The 14,885-nt window shown below is 60.4% G+C and carries 15 protein-coding genes; 9 read left to right on the forward strand and 6 right to left on the reverse strand.

Annotation, left to right across the window (positions count from 1 at the left end; translation table 11 throughout):
- The first annotated feature begins 220 nt into the window (after positions 1 to 220).
- From CD58_RS06615 to CD58_RS06625, 3 genes are read left to right on the forward strand one after another with little or no spacing between them, the layout of a single operon-like run.
- Positions 221 to 2,221, forward strand: coding sequence for an FUSC family protein (locus CD58_RS06615; protein ID WP_025212256.1), 2,001 nt, complete (start codon positions 221 to 223; stop codon positions 2,219 to 2,221).
- Entirely contained in the window at positions 2,208 to 2,414 is a 207-nt protein-coding gene (locus CD58_RS06620; protein WP_003198565.1) for a DUF1656 domain-containing protein, read from the forward strand. Before CD58_RS06615 ends, CD58_RS06620 begins: the two co-directional genes overlap by 14 nt.
- Positions 2,415 to 2,423: 9 nt before the next feature.
- On the forward strand, positions 2,424 to 3,287 hold the full coding sequence (locus CD58_RS06625) for an HlyD family secretion protein (protein ID WP_025212257.1): 864 nt from the start codon (positions 2,424 to 2,426) through the stop codon (positions 3,285 to 3,287).
- 160 nt (positions 3,288 to 3,447) lie between these two features.
- On the opposite strand, the gene CD58_RS06630 is transcribed toward CD58_RS06625, so the two are convergent.
- Both CD58_RS06630 and CD58_RS06635 read right to left on the reverse strand, forming a co-directional pair.
- A complete protein-coding gene (locus CD58_RS06630) occupies positions 3,448 to 3,918 on the reverse strand; it encodes a MaoC family dehydratase (protein WP_003184579.1) in 471 nt (156 codons plus the stop codon).
- 43 nt (positions 3,919 to 3,961) lie between these two features.
- On the reverse strand, positions 3,962 to 4,906 hold the full coding sequence (locus CD58_RS06635) for an alpha/beta hydrolase (RefSeq protein ID WP_025212258.1): 945 nt from the start codon (positions 4,904 to 4,906) through the stop codon (positions 3,962 to 3,964).
- Between the two features lie 224 nt (positions 4,907 to 5,130).
- On the opposite strand from CD58_RS06635, the gene fadD2 reads away from it, so the two are divergent.
- Both fadD2 and fadD1 read left to right on the forward strand, forming a co-directional pair.
- On the forward strand, positions 5,131 to 6,819 hold the full coding sequence (gene fadD2 / locus CD58_RS06640; protein ID WP_025212259.1) for a long-chain-fatty-acid--CoA ligase FadD2: 1,689 nt from the start codon (positions 5,131 to 5,133) through the stop codon (positions 6,817 to 6,819).
- A gap of 363 nt (positions 6,820 to 7,182) precedes the next feature.
- Positions 7,183 to 8,874: a long-chain-fatty-acid--CoA ligase FadD1 gene (gene fadD1 / locus CD58_RS06645; RefSeq protein WP_025212260.1), complete on the forward strand. Its 1,692-nt coding sequence runs from the start codon at positions 7,183 to 7,185 to the stop codon at positions 8,872 to 8,874.
- Positions 8,875 to 9,083: 209 nt separating this feature from the next.
- Here fadD1 and CD58_RS06650 read toward each other — a convergent pair whose 3' ends face one another.
- The gene (locus tag CD58_RS06650; RefSeq protein WP_025212261.1) at positions 9,084 to 9,461 is read right to left on the reverse strand and encodes a hypothetical protein; all 378 of its coding nucleotides are present in this window, start codon (positions 9,459 to 9,461) and stop codon (positions 9,084 to 9,086) included.
- A gap of 194 nt (positions 9,462 to 9,655) precedes the next feature.
- On the opposite strand from CD58_RS06650, the gene CD58_RS06655 reads away from it, so the two are divergent.
- From CD58_RS06655 to def, 3 genes are all read left to right on the forward strand, one after another.
- A complete protein-coding gene (locus CD58_RS06655; protein ID WP_025212262.1) occupies positions 9,656 to 9,847 on the forward strand; it encodes a CsbD family protein in 192 nt (63 codons plus the stop codon).
- 173 nt (positions 9,848 to 10,020) lie between these two features.
- On the forward strand, positions 10,021 to 10,971 hold the full coding sequence (locus tag CD58_RS06660; protein WP_025212263.1) for a YihY/virulence factor BrkB family protein: 951 nt from the start codon (positions 10,021 to 10,023) through the stop codon (positions 10,969 to 10,971).
- Complete coding sequence (gene def / locus CD58_RS06665; protein WP_025212264.1) at positions 10,968 to 11,507, forward strand: peptide deformylase; 540 nt, start codon at positions 10,968 to 10,970, stop codon at positions 11,505 to 11,507. The genes CD58_RS06660 and def overlap by 4 nt, the downstream gene beginning before the upstream one ends.
- A gap of 125 nt (positions 11,508 to 11,632) precedes the next feature.
- Here the strand turns inward: def and CD58_RS06670 are convergent, their stop codons facing one another.
- The 3 genes from CD58_RS06670 to CD58_RS06680 form a co-directional block, all read right to left on the reverse strand.
- Positions 11,633 to 12,055, reverse strand: a complete 423-nt coding sequence (locus CD58_RS06670; protein WP_025212265.1) for a GNAT family N-acetyltransferase — start codon at positions 12,053 to 12,055, stop codon at positions 11,633 to 11,635.
- A 302-nt stretch (positions 12,056 to 12,357) separates the two neighbouring features.
- Entirely contained in the window at positions 12,358 to 12,912 is a 555-nt protein-coding gene (locus tag CD58_RS06675) for a hypothetical protein (RefSeq protein ID WP_025212266.1), read from the reverse strand.
- Positions 12,913 to 13,081: 169 nt separating this feature from the next.
- A complete protein-coding gene (locus tag CD58_RS06680) occupies positions 13,082 to 14,113 on the reverse strand; it encodes a LacI family DNA-binding transcriptional regulator (RefSeq protein WP_025212267.1) in 1,032 nt (343 codons plus the stop codon).
- 215 nt (positions 14,114 to 14,328) lie between these two features.
- On the opposite strand from CD58_RS06680, the gene CD58_RS06685 reads away from it, so the two are divergent.
- A complete protein-coding gene (locus tag CD58_RS06685) occupies positions 14,329 to 14,862 on the forward strand; it encodes a gluconokinase (protein WP_025212268.1) in 534 nt (177 codons plus the stop codon).
- The last annotated feature ends 23 nt before the right edge of the window (positions 14,863 to 14,885 follow it).

Genomic DNA, 14,885 nt, shown 5'->3' on the forward strand with positions numbered 1-14,885 from the left:
TCCCCGTTGGGCTGCGCAGCGGCCCCCCTCGCCACAAAAGCGTTCGCTTCAGTAGCTGCTAAGGATTCCCTTTAACTGGGCGTCCTCCAGAAAAAGTGTGTTGTTAAATTCGCCAGTAATCACCTCTGGACTCACATAGTTAGCTAGCTAATAATTGGTGCCTGCCAACCATCCTATATTGCATCTATCGTTATTGCGTCCCCCCAGAAGAGTTTCCTGCGTGCCCATTACTTTCCAGGCCTTGTTCGCCCCTGACCGCCTCGCTGTGCAGTTCGCCATCAAAACCGTTCTCGGTGGCGGACTGGCGCTGTGGTTGGCGTTGCGCTGGGGGCTGGAGCAGCCGTCATGGGCGCTGATGACCGCGTTCATCGTGGCCCAGCCGTTGTCCGGGATGGTGCTGCAGAAAGGCTTGGCACGGTTGCTCGGCACGCTGGTGGGCACGGTCATGTCGGTGGTGTTCATGGGCTTGTTCGCCCAGGCGCCGTGGTTGTTCCTGCTAGCCCTGGCGCTATGGCTAGGGTTGTGCACCGCCTGTTCCACACTGCTGCGCAGTGCCTGGTCCTATTCATTCGTGCTGGCCGGGTACACGGTGGCGATCATCGCGTTGCCGGCTATTTCGCATCCGCTGGGCGTGTTCGACCAGGCCGTGGCGCGCTGTACCGAGATCAGCCTGGGAATTGTCTGCGCCACGGCGGCCAGCGCCTTGCTCTGGCCGTTGCGGGTTGAGCGGCAATTGGCCGGTCAGGCGCGGGCCGCCTGGCAGAGCGGCATGCAGGCGGCCCGTGCCACCCTGGCCGGCGATGCCCAGGCCCGTAAAGGGTTGCTGGAAATCCTCGGCAAGATCGTCGCGGTGGATGCCCAGCGCGAACACGCCTGGTTCGAAGGCCGCCTTGGCCGGCAGCGGGCCCGGGCCATCAGCGGCTTGAGCCAGAAACTGCTCATGCTATTGCGCCTTTCCCGTTCGGTGCGTCGGCAATGGCAACAGCTCGAACCCCAGGAGGCCGAGGCTCTCCAGCCGTGGATGAACGAGGTACGGCAAGCCCTCGACGCCGACAGCGCGACCCTGCAAGCCTTGCGTCCCCGGGTATGGGATGCATCTCACGATCCACAGATCAGCTCGGCGCAAAGTTACTGCCTGGCCCGTTTCGCGTTGTTGATCGATACCGCCATGGCCGCCTGCGCCGCGCTGACGGCCGTACAAGAGGGCAGGGAGGCGACCGATCCACCGCGAACCTTGACGCCCCATCGTGATCTGTCCCTGGCCATAGTGTTCGGTGCCCGTAGTGCCTTGGCGTTCCTGGCGGTTGCCTGTTTCTGGCTGGCGACCGCCTGGCCCGCCGCCTCGGGCGCGCTGGTGCTGACCTGCGTGGTGTGCAGCCTGTTCGCCAGTCGCGAAAACGGCGCGCAGATCGGCATGAGCTTCCTGCGCGGCATCCTGTTGGCGGTGCCGACGGCGTTTGTGATTGGCGAGATCGTGCTGCCGCAGTGGAGCAGCTTCGCGATGCTCTGCATGGCCATGGGGGTGCCGTTGTTTTTCGGGGCGCTGGGCATGGCCAAGCCGCAGATATTCGCCACGGCTACCTCGTTTTGCCTGCATTTCGTGGTGCTGGTGTCGCCGCTCAACGCCATGAAGTACGACGTCGCGGCTTTCTTCAACAACGCCCAGGCGATGATGATCGGCGTCGGTGCGGCGGTGCTGGCGTTCAATCTGCTGATTCTGCGCGACCCGGCCTGGCACAGCCGTCGCCTGCTGGCCGCGACGCTCCACGATCTGGTGCGCCTGACCCGGCGCAATCTGCGCGGCGCCGAGAGTTGGTTCGGTGGGCGCATGGCTGACCGGTTGCTGCAACTGGCGCGGCACTATCCCGAGCTGCCGGTACCGGCGCGCAGCCGTTGGGATGATGGATTGCTGGGCTTGGACATGGGTGATGAGCTGCTGCATTTGCGTCTGAGCCTGGCCGTCGCCCAAGTGCCCGACAATCTGGCCCAGCGCCGTTATTTTGAAACGTTGGAGCAGGTGCTCGAGCGCGGTCCGGTCGGTAGCCAGGCGGATGCCCTGGCCCCAGCGAGCGCCGAGTTCCTCAAACTGTTGTCGACGCAGCCGCCCGGGGATGCGCTGAAGCTGGCCCAAGGCGCGGTGGTGCAATTGCAGAACAGTTGGCGCGCCTGGTGCCGCCAGCACGAACCTGAACGACAGGAGCACAGCCATGGGCTTGCGTGAGTGGTCGATCGGCGGGGTGTTGCTCAGCCCGTTCCTGATTTATGTGGTGCTGGCCTTGTTGGTGACCGGTGCGTTGCGCCTGTTGCTCAGCCTGGTGCCGGCCGGGCGCTGGATCTGGCATGAAGCCTTGTTCGACTGCGCCCTGTATGTCTGTGTCCTGACTGTTATTACCGTGGTCCTCGGGCCGCTATAGGAGTTGAACATGCGTACCTCCGTACGTGTCGCCGTCACGCTGGGCGTGGTGGTCGTGGCGATCTTCGCCGGGTTTCATTTGTGGCAGTACTACATGCTCACGCCCTGGACCCGCGATGCGCGGATCCGCGCCGACGTGGTGGTGATCGCGCCCGACGTGTCGGGTTGGGTGCGCGAGCTCAAGGCTGTGGATAACCAGGCGGTCAAGGCCGGTGATTTACTACTGAGCATCGACCGCGAGCGTTTCGAGGCCGCGGTGGAGAAAGCTCGGGCGGTGGTCCAGACCCGTCAGCAGCAATTGAGCCTGCGTGAGCACGAAGCCAGTCGCCGCGCCGCCCTGGGGCCCCAGGCCATCAGTGCCGAGCTGCGGGAAAATGCCCAAATCAACGCGGGCATCGCCCGGGGCGAACTGCGTGAAGCCCAGGCCGAGGCCAAGGTCGCCGAGCTCAACCTGGCCCGCAGCCAGGTGCTGGCCCCACGCAGCGGCCACATTACCAACCTGCGCCTGGCCGAAGGCAATTACGTGAACGCCGGGCAGCCGGTCATGGCGCTGATCGACGATTCGACGTTTTATGTGCAGGCCTATTTCGAAGAAACCAAGCTACCGAGGATTCGCGTGGGTGATTCGGTCAAGGTCTGGCTGATGAGCGCCGACCATGCGCTGGAGGGCCATGTCGAAAGCATCAGTCGTGGTATCACCGACCGCAACACCAACCCCGATGCGCAGTTACTGGCCGAAGTTGAGCCGACCTTCAACTGGGTGCGCCTGGCGCAGCGGATTCCGGTGCGGATCAAACTGGACAAGGTCCCGGAAGGGGTGAGCCTGAGTGCGGGGATGACGGCGAGTGTGCAGGTGCAGGAGGGCCATCAGTAATTTTGTGGCGAGGGGATTTATCCCCGCTGGGCTGCGAAGCAGCCCTGAGACTCAACATAGAGATGTGTCAGGCTGACTGCTTTCAGCTTTTTGGGTCTGCTTCGCAGCCCAGCGGGGATAAATCCCCTCGCCACATATAATTCACTTTAGATCGCGGTAATCAACCAACAGTAATCGCCGGCAACGTCGGCAACGTCACGGTCTGTTGCTTGCGCGGTGCGAGGATTTCGGCTTCGCCATCCACCACCAGCTCATCGCGCTGATTGAACACGCGCGTGGCGATGCGCACGCGAAACTTCGGCAGTTTCTCCAGGATTTCCAGGCGCACGGTCAAGGTGTCGCCAATTTTCACCGGTTTCTGGAAGCTCATCTGCTGGCCGATGTAAATGGTGCCCGGCCCAGGCAGCTCGCAGGCTACCGCCGCGCTGATCAGCGCACCGCTGAACATGCCATGGGCAATGCGCTCCTTGAACATGCTCGCCGCGGCGAATTCGGCGTCCAGGTGCACCGGGTTATGGTCGCCCGACATCGCGGCGAACAACTGGATGTCGCGCTCTTCGACGGTTTTGCTGTAGCTGGCGGTCTGGCCGACTTCGAGGGCTTCGTAAGGGATGTTGGTAACCTGGGTCATCTGTTTCAAATCCTGTGAGGATATAAGGAAAACGCTGAAAGACTTACTCGCTTCGTGGCGGCCGTTTATGGCTCAGGGCCTGGGCAATCCAGGCCAGCACGTCGGCCGTCACTTCGTCGCGGTTGGTCTCGTTGAACAGTTCGTGCCGCGCCTGCGGATAAATCATCAGCTGCAGGTGCTGGCTGCCGGCCTCGCGCAGGGCGTCGGCCAGATCTTTCAGACGCTTGCCTTCGCTCACCGGATCACATTCGCCGCCGATGACCAGCAACGGCAGGCCCGGATCGATCTGGGCGAGATTGGACGCTTTGCTGATTTGCTGCAAGCCGCCGAGCAGGTCGATCCATAGCTGATTGGTGCAGCGAAAGCCGCACAACGGGTCATGAACGTATTTATCAACTTCGATCGGGTCGCGGCTGAGCCAGTCGAAGGGCGTGCGTGCCGGTTTGAATTTTTTGTTGAAACTGCCAAACGACAGCCACTCGATCAAGGCGCTGCGCCCCGTGGCGCCCTGGCGTCGACGCTCGAAGCGGGCGATCAGGCGAGCAGTGCGGTAGAGCGCCACCGGTTGAAAGTTCGAGCCGCTGAGAATCGCTCCGTGCAGGCTGGCGCTGTGGTGCAGCAGGTAACCCTGGGCGATGTAGCTGCCCATGCTGTGGCCCAGCAGCACAATGGGTGTCTCGGGATGTTGCTGGCCGATGTGCTGGTTGAGGCTGGCCAGGTCGCCGACCACTTTGGCCCAACCGTCCTCGTCTGCAAAGTGACCGAGAATCGCTTCTTCGCCGGTCTTGCCATGGCCGCGCAGGTCCGGCGCGTAGACACCATAGCCTGCATTGCACAGCGCCTGGGCCAGGCGCGCGTAGCGGCCGCTGTGTTCAGCCATGCCATGGGCCAGCATGATCAGCGCTTGCGGCTCGGTCTCGGGCAGCCACTCATTGACGAACAGGCGGCTGTGGTCGGTCGCGGTCAGCATGAACGTTTGGTGGATCATTGCGATTCCTTTACACAGGGGCTGGCGCAGGGTTGCTGCATTGTATAGCGCATCCGCTACGTCTCGCCTGATCAGCCTACGTCGAGGCAGGAAGATTCACACAATCTATGACGCAGGTCGCCATATTTGCCTGATTGGCCATAGCTGCTAGTGTCCCAAGAGCTCCGCCTCTGCAAGCAACACAGATGCGGCCCGGATACGCTCAGGTAAAGAGGACAAAAACAATGCAGCCTGATTTCTGGAATGACAAACGCCCGGCCGGCGTCCCCTCGGAAATAGACCTGGGGGCCTATAAGTCGGTAGTCGAGGTGTTCGAACGTTCCTGTAAGAAGTTTGCCGACCGTCCAGCGTTCAGCAACATGGGAGTGACCCTCACGTATGCCGAGGTCGAACGCTACAGCGCGGCCTTTGCTGGCTATCTGCAAGCCCACACCGACCTGGTCCCCGGTGATCGTATCGCGGTGCAGATGCCCAATGTCCTGCAGTATCCGATTGCCGTGTTCGGTGCCTTGCGCGCCGGGCTGATCGTGGTCAACACCAACCCGTTGTACACCCCGCGGGAAATGCGTCATCAGTTCAAGGATTCCGGTGCCCGGGCGCTGGTGTACATGAACCTGTTCGGGCAGAAAGTCCAGGAAGTGCTGCCCGACACTGACCTGCAATACCTGATCGAAGCAAAAATGGGCGACCTGATGCCCACCGCCAAGGGGTGGCTGGTCAATACCGTGATCAGCAAGGTCAAGAAGATGGTCCCCGACTATTCATTGCCCCAGGCCGTTTCATTCAAGAGCGCCTTGCGCCTGGGTCGGGGCCATGGCATCAAGCCGCTGAAGGTCAGCCTCGATGACATTGCGGTGCTGCAATACACCGGCGGCACCACCGGGTTGGCGAAGGGCGCGATGCTGACCCATGGCAACCTGGTAGCCAACATGCAACAGACCCGGGCGTGCCTGGGCCAGGTCGGTGACGACGGCCATCCGTTGCTGCGCGAAGGCCAGGAGGTGATGATTGCGCCGCTGCCGCTGTACCACATCTATGCCTTCACGGCGAACTGCATGTGCATGATGGTCACCGGCAACCACAACGTGCTGATCACCAACCCGCGGGACATCGCTGGCTTCATCAAGGAGTTGAAGAACTGGCGTTTCTCCCTGCTGCTGGGGCTCAACACGTTGTTCGTGGCGTTGATGGATCATCCGGATTTCAAGTCCCTGGACTTCTCCAGCCTCAAGGTCACCAACTCCGGTGGTACCGCGCTGATCAAGGCCACCGCCGAGCGCTGGGAACAGCTCACCGGTTGCGGCATCACCGAAGGCTACGGCCTGACCGAAACCTCGCCCGTGGCCTGCGCCAACCCGTATGGCGGCAAGTCCCGGTTGGGCACCGTGGGGTTGCCGGTGCCGGGAACGCTCATGAAAGTGATCAGCGATGACGGCGTCGAGCAACCCTTCGGCGAGCGCGGCGAGCTTTGCATCAAGGGGCCGCAGATCATGAAGGGTTATTGGGACAAACCTGAAGCCACGGCCGAAGTGCTGGACAGCGAAGGCTGGTTCAAATCCGGGGATATCGCGGTGATCGACCCGGACGGTTTCGTGCGTATCGTCGACCGCAAGAAGGACATGATCATCGTCTCGGGTTTCAACGTGTACCCCAACGAGATCGAAGACGTGGTGATGGCCCACCCGAAAGTTGCCAGCTGCGCGGTGATCGGCGTGCCGGACGAGCGTTCGGGGGAGGCGGTGAAACTGTTCGTGGTGGCGCGCGAGGCGGGCGTCAGCCTTGAAGAACTCAAGGCTTACTGCAAGGAAAACTTCACCGGCTACAAAGTACCCAAGCACATCGTGTTGCGCGAGTCGTTGCCCATGACGCCGGTGGGCAAGATTCTGCGGCGGGAGTTGCGGGATATCGCCTGAGGCGCCTGCCTCATGGAAACCCTGTGGGAGCGAGCTTGCTCGCGATTGCGGTAGGTCAGAGACAGAGATGTTGGCTGATACACCGCCATCGCGAGCAAGCTCGCTCCCACAGTTTTTTATGTATTCGAGGTCATTATCCAGGGCTTAGAATTTTTACTCTAAAAATGACCATAAAATATTCATGAGTCATGTTTGTGACTGTAGGGCCTTATTTTGGCTCTAGGCGACCCTTGGCAAAGCTGCTACTCTCGGCGCGCTTTTGTGACTTCTCGGCCTTCATTCAAGCCAGATTCACCAATAAACACACCAATAATAATCGCATCAAATGCGGTGAGAATTCGCGTTGCTGAGGAGTGGGCTTCCATGATTGAAGACTTTTGGAAGGATAAGTACCCAGCTGGGATTGCTGCCGGCATCAATCCAGATGAGTATCCGAATATTCAGGCGGTGTTGAAGCAATCCTGCCAACGCTTCGCCGACAAGCCGGCATTCAGCAACCTCGGCAAGACAATCACCTACGGTGAACTCTACGAATTGTCCGGTGCCTTTGCCGCGTATCTGCAACAGCATACCGATTTGCAGCCGGGCGATCGAATCGCCGTGCAATTGCCCAACGTTCTCCAGTACCCAGTGGCCGTGTTCGGTGCGATCCGTGCCGGTCTCATCGTGGTCAACACCAACCCGCTGTACACCGCGCGGGAAATGGAGCACCAGTTCAACGACTCCGGCGCCAAGGCGCTGGTCTGCCTGGCGAACATGGCGCACCTGGCCGAGACCGTGGTGCCCAAGACCTGCGTCAAGCACGTCATCGTCACCGAAGTCGCCGACCTGCTGCCGCCGCTCAAGCGTCTGTTGATCAACAGCGTGATCAAGTACGTCAAGAAGATGGTCCCGGCCTATCACTTGCCCAAGGCCATCAAGTTCAACGATGTGCTGAGCAAGGGCCACGGCCAGCCAGTCAACGAAGCCAACCCCACCAGCGACGACGTGGCCGTGTTGCAATACACCGGCGGCACCACCGGCGTGGCCAAGGGCGCGATGCTCACCCACCGCAACCTGGTGGCGAACATGCTGCAGTGCAAGGCGCTGATGGGCTCCAACCTCAATGAAGGTTGCGAAGTGCTGATCACGCCGCTGCCGCTGTATCACATCTATGCCTTCACCTTTCATTGCATGGCGATGATGCTGATCGGCAACCACAACATCCTGATCAGCAACCCGCGCGATCTCTCCGCGATGGTCAAGGAATTGTCGAAGTGGAAGTTCAGCGGTTTCGTCGGCCTCAATACGCTGTTCGTGGCCCTGTGCAACAACGAAGCCTTCCGCAAGCTGGATTTCTCGGCACTGAAAGTTACCTTGTCCGGTGGCATGGCCCTGCAACTGGCGGCAGCCGAGCGTTGGAAAGCGGTGACTGGTTGCCCGATCTGCGAAGGCTATGGCATGACCGAGACCAGTCCGGTGGCCACCGTCAATCCGATCCAGAACATCCAGATCGGCACCATTGGCATTCCCGTTCCGTCGACGTTGTGCAAGGTGATCAACGATGCGGGCGTCGAACAGCCATTGGGTGAAATCGGCGAACTGTGTGTGAAAGGTCCGCAGGTCATGAAGGGCTACTGGCAGCGCCAGGACGCCACCGATGAGATCCTCGACAGCGACGGTTGGCTCAAGACCGGTGATATCGCGGTGATCCAGCCAGACGGCTACATGCGCATTGTCGATCGCAAGAAAGACATGATCCTGATCTCCGGTTTCAACGTGTACCCCAACGAGCTGGAAGACGTGCTGGCGACCCTGCCGGGCGTGCTGCAATGCGCGGCCATCGGCGTACCGGACGAGAAGTCCGGCGAGGCGATCAAGATCTTCATCGTCGCCCGGCCGGGTGTCACGCTCACCAAGGAGCAGGTGATGGAGCATATGCGCGCCAACGTCACCGGCTACAAAGTGCCCAAGGCGGTGGAATTCCGCGATGCGTTGCCGACCACCAACGTGGGCAAGATCCTGCGGCGCGAGTTGCGTGATGAAGAACTCAGGAAGCTGGGTCTGAAGAAGTAAAAGCTTGTGGACAAAAAGCCCCGCAGAAGCGGGGCTTTTTGTTGGGCGATGACCTGAAGCGAGAGCGCCTTTGTGGCGAGGGAGCTTGCTCCCGCTGGACGCGCAGCGGCCCCTTGCGGTGTGTCAGTTAGATCGAAGGGGGCTGCTGCGCAGCCCCGCGGGAGCAAGCTCCCTCGCCACAGGGAGCGCAGTGCCTATCTCGGGCCCAGTTACAACCTGAACTGCGCAAAATCCAGGTTGGTGCCCCCTGGCCGCATGTCCTGCAGGTAGGAATCCTTGTCGGCACTCAATTCCAGGCTCAGGGCTGCCTTGCGCTTGCCTTGGTTGCGCACTTCCAGTCCTTCCAGTTTCTCGCGCAGGAACACCGTTGGCACTTTCAGGTGCAACAGCTCATCAGTGGCCGGCGTGTGCAGCAGCAGATGGATCCATTCGTATTGACCGATGGCCAGGCGCGCCACCGGGATATCGAACCAGAAGATGTTGCGGTTACGGTTCAATTCGCTGAAATGGCAGTTATTGACGCCCAGTACGGCGCCGCCCAGTTCCTGGTTTCTACGGGCAATGGCCTGCTTTTTATCGAGTTTCATAACGTTCCTACGGGATTGGAGCTTCGGGCCGCAGCCTGAATACGTGGCGCATTCTCGGGGGTTGATCGACAAACATAAAGTGCTACCTGCATTCGACGATGAAATGTACCGCTGAAAAATGAAACTCCCCGCAAACCGGCTCGGTCAACCCTTATGTAATGACTTTTCGTACAGTTGTTCACAGGAGAGACATCATGGGTAGCACGAGCGATAAAGTGAAGGGCGTTGCCAACGAAGCCGTCGGCAACATCAAGCAAGGCGTTGGCAAGGCCACCGACAATGACCGCATGCGCGCCGAGGGCGTGGTCCAGGAGAAAAAAGGTGAAGCCCAGCAAGCCGTGGGCAAGGCCAAGGATGCGGTCAAGAAAGGCGTCGACGAGGCATAACCGGCCTGTTGAAAAACGATTGTAACGGCCATCCGCGGGTGGCCGTTTTCGTGTCGGCTCGAACTTGCACCGGGGAAATTGCTCCAAAGTCACCAAACAGGCTACTTTGTTGTACATAACGGCCCCTCGAGTCGCCAAGCGACCAGCCTTTTTTGCGGCGAAAGGAGACGCACATGATGTTCCCGGCCTTGAAAGGCTTGCCCTTGCATCGTGTGATGATGCGCACCGTGACCGAGTTTCTCGACGACGAGATGTCGACCTACGCCTCGGCATTGGCTTACCAGATGCTGTTTTCGCTGTTCCCCTTCATCTTGTTTCTGATCGCGCTGATTGGCTTTCTGCACCTGCCGGACTTCTTCTCCTGGTTGCGCCTGCAATCGGAGCTGGTGCTGCCGCCCCAGGCCCTGGAACAGGTCAACCCGGTGATCGACCAGCTCCAGCAATCCAAGGGCGGGTTGTTGTCGGTGGGTATCGTCATTGCGTTATGGACGGCCTCCGCCGGTGTCCGGTTGATGATGAGCGCGATGAACGCTGCCTACGATGTGGTCGAGGGTCGTCCGGCCTGGAAGCGTTTCCCACTGTCGATTTTTTACACCATCGGCATTGCCGGCATGCTGCTGGCCGCCGCGGCACTGATGGTGCTCGGGCCACAGGTGATGGCTTGGATCGCGGCCCAGGTCGGGCTGGAGGAATTCATCGTCACGCTCTGGACCATCGTGCGCTGGCCGGTGATCGTGGTTTTGTTGATGGTGGCCGTGGCGCTGATCTACTACGTGATGCCCGATGTAAAGCAGGAGTTTCGCTTCATCACGCCGGGGTCGGTGCTGGCGGTGGTGGTGTGGATTGTCGCGTCATTGGGCTTCGCGTTTTACGTCAAGACCTTTGCCAACTACAACGCCATGTATGGCAGTATCGGCGCGATCATTGTGTTGTTGCTGTATTTCTATATTTCCGCGGCGGTGCTGTTGCTCGGTGCGGAAATGAATGCGGTGATCGAACACATGTCCACCGAGGGCAAGGACCGTGGCGAAAAGGTCGCCGGTGAGCACGAAAAACACCATGTGTCGGGCCTTGGGCGCGACCACTCCATCCCTCACACCCACACTGACGAAGCCCGACCATGATTCGCGACATCCTGAAAATGGGCGACGAACGCTTGCTGCGCATTGCCCCGCCAGTGCCCGTCGAAATGTTCGATAGCCCGCAACTGTGGCAATTGATCGACGACATGTTCCAGACCATGGAAAGCGTCGGCGGTGTCGGCCTGGCAGCGCCGCAGATCGGCGTTGACCTGCAGTTGGTGATCTTCGGTTTCGAACACAGCGAACGCTACCCCGACGCCGAGGCAGTGCCCCAGACGATCTTGATCAACCCGTTGATTACCCCGCTGAGCCCCCTGATGGAAGAGGGCTTCGAAGGCTGCCTGTCGGTGCCGGGCCTGCGCGGGGCGGTCGATCGTTACCAGCACATCCGCTACGAAGGTTTCGACCCGAAGGGCCTGCCTGTCGTGCGCACTGCCTCAGGCTTCCATGCACGGGTGGTTCAGCATGAGTGCGATCACCTGATCGGGCGCTTGTATCCTTCGCGCATCAGTGATTTCAGCAAGTTCGGGTTTACCGAGGTGATGTTTCCGGACATGGATCCGGCAGCAGACGACTGATCACCGGACACAAAACCCTGTGGGAGCGGGCTTGCTCGCGAAAGCGGTAGGTCAGCTTGCATGGATGTTGGATGTGCCGCCGTCTTCGCGAGCAAGCCCGCTCCCACATGAGATCTGTATTGCATTCAGGACAGGGTATTTAGCTCCCACCCCATCGCAATCATCGGCTTGCTGCGGGCATACCGGCTCAGGCGCTCAGCCATCGCATAAGGCAGCTCGGGATCGCAGCTGAACCCGCGCCGTTCATAAAAGCCGCGCAAGTCCGGGTGGCAGAACAGCCACACCGGCCCTTCAATACCTTTCACCGCTTCAGCGATCAACCGTGCCGCGATCCCTTGTACGCGGTACGCCGGATCGACAAACAACCCTGTCAACCAATGCCCACCCGACACCGGCCGCAAGCACAGCGCGGCGACGATTTCATCCCGCCGTGCCACCCATAGCTGAGCTTCACGTACCGCTTTCATCGAGGATTGCTGGGCGCGATAGAACTTGTTCATCAGCGGCCACAGCGGTTCTTCGAGCTGTGTGTAGTGGATTTCGGACATGGCGGGGTCGCGGATGATAAGGGGAGGGCGATTATAAAAGAACGCGGGTGCGGCGATAGGTGTATACCTGACTTCACATCCCGTATGAGTGGAGTACGTATCATGGCCAAAGGCATGGATTCAAAAAAAGCGGCAAAGAAAAAACCGGCGAAGACTGCCGATGAAAAACGCGCTGACAAAAAGACCAAGAAGGTGAATCTGTTCGGTCATTGAACCGGTACCGCCTCGGTTGACCCCAGGGATGAGCTGGGGCTGTCACCCCAACTCATGCGCTGAAGCCTTCAGCGTGGCGCTGCCCAGGCTCAAAGCGAGGCGAGAAACGTATCCGTGACAGGGTCCTTGTCACCCTTATGGCTCTGCTGCGCCTTTTCGACCTGGGCCATCGCCGACTTGTCCTGCATGCGCTGGGCAATCTCTTGGCTGACCGCCATTTGCTTCTCGGGCGGCATCGCCTCGAACTCTTCTTCAGTAATGCCCATCTCTTCGAGAATGCTGTCGCGCAGGCGCTCTTCGGGGGTCTTGCTCATGTACTCCTTGAACGCTGATGTCGCAGAGCTGCCAGGCGTGGTGGCCTCTTCGGACGCTGATGAGGCAAGGGTTTGCAATTGCACGCGGGTCTTGGCGAAAGCCTCATCGACATTATCGTTGATCGCGGTGGTCGCACTGACCTGTTGCGTGGCGCGGCGGGTGAAGGACTCCTGGACCTGGGCACTTCCCTGACTGGCCTGGGCCTGGACATTATCGCGCAACGCCTGCAACGCGGCGCTTTGCAGGCCGCTGGCGGCTTCGGCGGTTGGATCCTCGCCCGGGCGTTTGAGCGGCAAGACCATCGCTTGCTGTTTTGCACTGACCAACATGATGAATTCCTGTGGGTAATGGCTGAGCGATGGGCAGGAGCAAAACCCATGCCGCCGCCGCGAGCCTCCCGGATTTCAACGGCTATGGACGCAAGGGCTACGAGCCGGGTGGCCAACCCTTGCCGTCGGACGGCATGGATCGACCGCCTCCGTGCGGGAGGTCGCCGGATCAGGTGCTTTCGCGAACCTTGAGTTCAAAGCCCAAGTCCACCACCGGTTGAGCGATGCGGTTGCCCGCCATCAACGCCAGCATCTGTTCGGCGGCGCGGCGGCCAATGGCTTCCCGTGGCGTGCTGATGCTGCTCAGGCGCGGCACCATGTGGGCCGAGGCGGGCAGGTCGTTGAAGCCCAGGATCGAAACCTGCTCGGGGATCTTGATGCCACAGCGCAAGGCTTCGAGCAGGGCGCCGTGGGCCAGGTCGTCGTTGCCGAAGAAGATTGCATCGACGTCCGGATGGCTGGCCAGCAGTTGCAGGAACAACTCGCCGCCCAGGCCTACCGATGACGGGCGCGGTGTCAGCATTTCCAAGTCCGGATCGTACACCCGGGCCTTCTGCAGGGCGCGCCGGAATCCTTCTCCGCGCAACAGCGTGCGCTGGTCCAGTTGCGCGCCGATGTACGCCAGACGCTTGCGACCTCGGGAGATCAGGTGCTCGGCCGCTGTCTCGCCGGCCTTGAGCTGGGAAAAACCAACGCAGTTGAGGCCGGCGCCCGGGTCCAGCTCCATCATGTACACACAGGGAATATTGCTCGCCTCGATCATGCGTCGGGCGCTTTCGGTGCGGTCGAAGCCCGTCAGCAGCAAGCCACGCGGTTGATAGGCCATGTAGTTGCGCAGCAGGTCTTCTTCTTCGTCCCGGGAGTAGTGGTAGTTGCCGATCACCACTTCGAAGCCCTTGGGCCGTAGCACGCGATGAATGGCTTCCAGGGTGTCGATGAACAGCAGGTTGGACAACGACGGCACCAGTACCACCACCGAATGGCTCTGGGCCGAAGCCAGGGCGCGGGCAGCGGGGTTGACGACGTAGTTGAGTTCCACGGCGGCCTGGCGGACTTTTTCCACCAGGTCGGCGGCTACGGTGCTGACGCCACGCAGGGCACGGGAGGCGGTGATGGGGCTGACACCGGCCAGGCGTGCGACTTCATTGAGCGTAGGGCGACCGGTGGTGCGAGTATTCTTATCGTTTTTAGGGGCGGTCATCAGGGCGGCTTGCCAAACAAAAATCAAGGCACTAAGGTAGCGCTGTCTCGACGCGGCTGCAAATGCGTGAGTGGGGTTTGCCTGAGCCCCGTCCGTTGGTGTCGTGAACGAACATGCTGCAACCACAAAAATGACAAGAAGGCGTCGGCAACTTCTGCTTTTGCTACGGTGTCATAACTGGCAAAGGTAGCGCTGTCTGCGCGCTGAGGTGTTACATGACTAATCCCATCACCGCCCTGGTCATCATGGGCGTTGCCGGTTGCGGCAAAACGTGCGTCAGCCAGGCCTTGTGCCAGTTGAGCGGCGCCACCGCCATCGAAGGCGACACTTTCCATCCTGCGGCCAACATCCAGAAGATGAGCGCCGGTATTCCCTTGAACGACGACGACCGTGCCGGCTGGCTCGACAGCCTGTGCGATGAGTTGCGCCGTGTCGACGCCACGGGCGAGCGCCCGGTGCTGACCTGTTCGGCCCTCAAGCACAGTTATCGCGAGCGTCTGCGCAGCGCCTTGCCAGGGCTGGGCTTCGTATTTCTTGAATTGACCCCCGAAGTCGCCGCAGATCGCGTTTCCCATCGTCCCGGTCACTTCATGCCGTCGACCCTGATCGATAGCCAGTTTGCCACCCTTGAGTCCCCTGTCGGCGAGCCCCTGACCCTGGCTCTGGACGCGTCCAGCCACAGCGTCGATGAATTGGCTCATCAGGCTTACACCTGGTGGCTGGAACACGGTTTGAAGCTGGCCAGTTGAACTTCAACTCATTTGCGTCAGAA

This window comes from Pseudomonas brassicacearum, assembly GCF_000585995.1.
In the GTDB taxonomy this organism is placed as follows: Bacteria; Pseudomonadota; Gammaproteobacteria; order Pseudomonadales; family Pseudomonadaceae; genus Aquipseudomonas; species Aquipseudomonas brassicacearum_A.